This is a genomic window from Micromonospora sp. NPDC023633 (genome assembly GCF_040640035.1).
In the GTDB taxonomy this organism is placed as follows: Bacteria; Actinomycetota; Actinomycetes; order Mycobacteriales; family Micromonosporaceae; genus Micromonospora.
On the sequence record NZ_JBFABB010000073.1, the window covers coordinates 31,350 to 36,104 of the forward strand.

Consider the following 4,755-nt stretch of genomic DNA (forward strand, 5'->3'; position numbering starts at 1 on the left):
GGTCAACACCTTAACTCGCCGTTGGGGGGGGCCCCCACCTCTTTTTTCTCCCCGGGGTCGGGGGGCGGGGGCGGGGGGCGGGGGCGGGAGGGCAGGGGGGTCAGCGGCGGGACTCGGCGGGTTCGTCGGGGCCGATGAAGGCTTCGCTGCGGGCGTCGCCGTCGTCGCTGCCGCCGAAGACCCGGGCATCGTCGGGCACCTCGGCGTCGGTGAGGCGACGCACCGGCCGGCGGGGTCGTACCCACTGCCACGCCAGGTTGCTCTCCGCGTCCCCGACCTCGGTACGCATCCGGGGCATGGCGGTCGGCCGGTGGTCCCGGATCCAGGCGACCAGGTGCTCGCGGACCAGGCAGCGCAGGTCCCAGAGGCTGCCGGCGTCGGCGGCGCTCACCAGGGCGCGCACCTTGACCGTTCCGCCCGTCGCGTCGGTCACCTGGAGCACGCAGACCCGGCCGTCCCACAGGTCGGTGCCCTCCACCAGACGGCGCAGCTCCTCCCGCATCGCCTGCACCGGGATCGCCCAGTCGAGGTCGAACTCGGCGGTGCCCAGCACCGCCGCCTCGGTCCGGGTCCAGTTCTGGAACGGCTTGGTGGTGAAGTACGAGGTGGGCAGGATCAGCCGCCGGTCGTCCCAGATCTGCACGACCACGTAGCTGAGCGTCAGCTCCTCGATGCGGCCCCACTCCCCCTCGACCACCACCACGTCGTCGAGGCGGACCGCGTCGCTGAAGGCGAGCTGGAGGCCGGCGAAGACGTTGCTCAGCAGGCTCTGCGCGGCCAGCGCGGCGACCACACCGGCCACACCGGCGCTGGTCAGCACGCCGGCGCCGATGCCGCGTACGGCGGGGAAGGTCATCAGCATCACGCCGACCGCCAGCACGACGATCACCGCGATCGTCAACCGGCGCAGCATGACCACCTGGGTCCGCACCCGCCGCGCGTGCCGGTTGTCCGGCACGTCCACCCGGAACCGGGCCAGTGCGGTGTCCTCCGCCACGACGAGCAGCGAGGCGACCAGCCAGGCGACGCTGGCGATCACGGCGAGCACCAGCAGGTGCAGCAGCACCTGCCGCCACTGGTCGCCGACCGCGTAGCCGGTGCTGAACCGCACGGCGAACTGGACGGCGACGACCGTGGCGGCGACCTGGATCGACCGGTGTGCGTGGTCGGTGAGCTCGGTCAACAGCAGGGAACGCCGACCGACCCGCCGGATCACGCGGTGCGCGACCTCGACCGCGAACAGGGCGATCGCCGCCGCGGCGAGCGTGGCGACGATCGTCCCGAGGTAGCTCTGCACAGGTTCTTTCCTCCTCCTGGCGCCGGGCACGTGCTTCGGGCAAAGGCCCAATGGTGCCCGGCGACGCCGGAATCGACCAGGCTCAGACCTTGCGATACCGGGACTGGAGGAAGCAGAACAGGCCGAAGGCGGCGATACCGAGCGCCACCAGGGTGAGCAGCACCTGGCCGTACGCCTGGTCACGCAGCGTGCGCAGGGCCGCGTCCAGACCGCGGGCCTTCTCCGGGTCGTAGTTCACGGCGGCCAGGATGATCAGCAGGCCGGAGATGCCGTACGCGACGCCCTTGGCGACGTAGCCGGCGATGCCCAGCCGGCGGGTGAGCTGGCGCGTCTTCGGGCTCATCTCACCGGCCTTGAGGTGCTTCTCGAAGCGCTTGATCAGCCCGTAGATCACCAGGCCGACGCCGATCGCGGCGAGGATGAGCCCGGCCAGGCCGACCAGCCAGCGGCCGCCGGAGGACTCCATGGCCTTGCCGGTCAGCGCCTCCTGCTGGTCGGCGCTGTTGGAGCTGGCGTCCTTGAAGACCTTGAAGGCCGTCCAGGCGAAGTAGAGGTAGACGATGGTCCGCCCCAGCGAGGCGAGCCGCTCCCAGACCCGCTCCTTGCCGCGCTCGGCGCGGTGCCCGACAGCCGCCTCCAGGGCCTGCCAGATCGCCATGGCGAGCAGGCCGACCGCGATCGTGACGACGAGGAACTTGCCCAGCGGCTGGGCGGCGATGGTGCGCAGCGCGCCGGACTGGTCGCCGTCGCCGCCGGGCTTGCCGAACGCGATCTGCAACGCCAGCCAGGCGAACAGGAGGTGCACGATGCCGTAGCCGATGAAGCCGACTCTGGCCAACAGTTCGAGCCACCTGCTGTTCGCCGTGCGGGAGGCGGTGGCTTCGGCGTTCCGGGTGAGTGACATGGCGCCACAATCACCGAATACGAAGATTTCCAAACGTCGGCCACCGCCGCCCCGGCCAGGTCAGTTGCCCGGGTTCCTCGACACCCTGATCTTGACCTCCTGGTCGGTGACGCTGTCCAGCGTCACGGCGAAGCCGCCGACCTCGGTGGCCTGCTGGCCCGTCGTCAGCGACAGCTGCTCGCCGGCGACCTCCACGGTCACCTGGTCGCCCTGCGCGCCGATCAGCTTGGCCTCCACGCCGAGGATGGTGGCGCTGGCGTCCACGCCCCGGTCGAAGGTGACCGTGCAGGCGTCCAGGCCGCAGTCGGTGCTGGCGCCCTCGGAGCTGCAACCGGCGAGCACGGCGACGCCGAGCGCCAGGCCAGCCAGCAGGCCGGCGGCACGGCGGGTGGGGGTCAGCGGGGAGGGAACACGTCGGTTCGTCACCCCGCCAAGGGTACGAGACGCCGGCCACTCCGGCAGCGCGTGATCATCCGCCCAGGTGGGGCGCCCGGCAGCGCGTGATCATCCGCCCAGGTGGGGCGCCCGCGGCGGGGTTAGGGTCCCGGGCATGCCGTTCGACATCGCCCGCACCCGGGCCGCCTACCCCGCCCTCGCCGAGGGCTTCGTCCACCTCGACGGCGCCGGCGGCACGCAGACCGCCAGCCCGGTCGTCGAGGCGGTCGCCGCCGCCATGCGCGCGGCGGTGGGCAACCGCAGCGCGGCCTTCGCGCCCGGCCGGCGGTCGCTGGAGATGGTGGCCGCCGCCCGTACGGCCGTGGCCGACCTGCTCGGCGCCGAGCCCGACGGGGTGGTGCTGGGCCCGAGCGCGACGGCGCTGACGTACACCCTGGCCCGGACCCTGGGCGCCGGGTGGCGCCCCGGCGACGAGGTCGTGGTCTCCCGGTTGGACCACGACGCGAACGTACGCCCCTGGGTGCAGGCCGCCGAGGCGGCCGGCGCGACGGTGCGCTGGGCCGAGTTCGACCGGGACACCGCGGAGCTGCCGGCGGCCCGCTACGCGGAGCTGGTCGGCGAGCGGACCCGGCTGGTCGCGGTGACGGCGGGCAGCAACGCGACCGGCACCGTCCCGGACGTGGCGGCGATCGCCGCGACCGCGCACGCCGCCGGCGCGCTGGTCTGCGTCGACGGGGTGCACTCGGTGCCGCACGGCCCCACCGACGTCGCCGCGCTGGGCGCCGATTTCCTGGTCACCAGCGCGTACAAGTGGTCGGGCCCGCACCTGGCCGCGATGGTGGCCGCCCCGGCGACGTGGGAGCGGCTGCGCCCGGCGAAGCTGCTGCCCTCCTCCGACGCGGTGCCGGACCGCTTCGAGTACGGCACCCCGAGCTTCCCCCTGCTGGCCGGCGTGGCCGCCGCCGTGGACCACCTGGCCGGGCTGGACCCGAGCGCCACCGGCAGCCGGCGCGAACGGCTGCTCGTCGGGCTGGCCGCCGCGCAGGCGTACGAGGAGTCGCTGCTGGACCGGCTGCTCGCCGGGCTGGCCGCGCTGCGCGGGGTCACGGTGCTGGGCTCCCCCGCCCGGCGCTGCCCGACGGTGTCCTTCCGGCTGGCCGGGCTCTCCCCGCAGCGGACCCAGGAGGAGCTGGGCGCGGCCGGCTTCTGCCTCTCCGCCGGCGACTACTACGCCTACGAGTACTTCCAGGCCATGGGGCTGCGGGACAGCGGCGGGGCGGTGCGCGCCAGCCTCTACCACTACAACACCGTCGACGAGGTGGACCGGTTGCTCGGTGAACTGGACCGGCTCGCCGGTGGCGGGGGCAGAATGGCCGGGTGAGCACCCTGGTCGAGGACAATCCCGCCAAGCACCGGTTCGAGATCCTGGTCGACGACGCGCTGGCCGGCTTCACCGCGTACCTGCCGCGCGGCGAGGTGCTGGTCTTCACCCACACCGAGGTCGGATCGCGGTTCCAGAACATGGGCGTCGGCGCGGCCCTGGTGCGGGGCACCCTCGACCAGCTCCGCGAGCGCGGCACGACGGTGGTGCCGCGCTGCCCGTTCATGGCGGCCTTCATCGACCGCCACCCCGAGTACGCCGACCTGGTCACCCCCGGGCCGTAGCGCGGGGGCGCCGGGCGGTCAGCGACCCACCAGCAGCCCGGCGGCGGCGTGGGCGGCGGCCCGGGTGGCGCCGTGGGTGGCGACGTGGACCGCGCCGGTGACCAGCTCGGGCACGCCCAGCTCGACCACGACCGCGTCCGGGCGGGCGGCCAGCGCGCGGGTCACCGACGCCCGCATCCAGTCGTGCCGGTGCAGGTCGCGCACCACCAGCACCACGCACCGCCCGGCCGCCCCGGCGGTCGGGTCGGCGGGCACGTCGGCCTCGGCGTAGCGGACGGTGGTGGTGCCGGCGAGCAGGTCGGCCAGCGGGGCGGCGAGGCCCCACGGGGTCTCCGGACCGATCGCGATGTTGCGCGGCGGCTCGAACTCGACCACGTGCGCGGGACCGGTCAGTGGCAGCGCGCCGACGCCGGCGGGCGCGGTGGTGACCCGCAGCGCCCGGCGGGCGGCGGCCAGCCCGACGGCCGAGCCGGCGGCGGTCGGGCGGGGCCGG

At 74.3% G+C, this 4,755-nt stretch carries 5 protein-coding genes and 1 pseudogene; 2 read left to right on the forward strand and 4 right to left on the reverse strand.

The window, feature by feature from the left end:
* Positions 1–100: 100 nt before the first annotated feature.
* The 3 genes from AB0G13_RS21920 to AB0G13_RS21930 form a co-directional block, all read right to left on the reverse strand.
* Positions 101–1,297 (reverse strand): mechanosensitive ion channel domain-containing protein, encoded by a 1,197-nt coding sequence (locus AB0G13_RS21920; protein WP_357876993.1) that lies wholly within the window; start codon positions 1,295–1,297, stop codon positions 101–103.
* 82 nt (positions 1,298–1,379) lie between these two features.
* Positions 1,380–2,201 carry a DUF1206 domain-containing protein gene (locus AB0G13_RS21925; protein WP_357876996.1) on the reverse strand — a complete coding sequence of 274 codons (822 nt, stop codon included), beginning with the start codon at positions 2,199–2,201 and terminating at the stop codon, positions 1,380–1,382.
* 60 nt (positions 2,202–2,261) lie between these two features.
* Positions 2,262–2,627 carry a hypothetical protein gene (locus AB0G13_RS21930; RefSeq protein WP_357876999.1) on the reverse strand — a complete coding sequence of 122 codons (366 nt, stop codon included), beginning with the start codon at positions 2,625–2,627 and terminating at the stop codon, positions 2,262–2,264.
* A 124-nt stretch (positions 2,628–2,751) separates the two neighbouring features.
* On the opposite strand from AB0G13_RS21930, the gene AB0G13_RS21935 reads away from it, so the two are divergent.
* Both AB0G13_RS21935 and AB0G13_RS21940 read left to right on the forward strand, forming a co-directional pair.
* Positions 2,752–3,978 carry a cysteine desulfurase-like protein gene (locus AB0G13_RS21935; protein ID WP_357877002.1) on the forward strand — a complete coding sequence of 409 codons (1,227 nt, stop codon included), beginning with the start codon at positions 2,752–2,754 and terminating at the stop codon, positions 3,976–3,978.
* Positions 3,975–4,262, forward strand: a complete 288-nt coding sequence (locus AB0G13_RS21940; RefSeq protein WP_357877006.1) for a GNAT family N-acetyltransferase — start codon at positions 3,975–3,977, stop codon at positions 4,260–4,262. Before AB0G13_RS21935 ends, AB0G13_RS21940 begins: the two co-directional genes overlap by 4 nt.
* Positions 4,263–4,280: 18 nt before the next feature.
* Here AB0G13_RS21940 and AB0G13_RS21945 read toward each other — a convergent pair.
* Positions 4,281–4,755: pseudogene (locus AB0G13_RS21945) on the reverse strand (glycoside hydrolase family 3 protein); the annotation flags it as partial.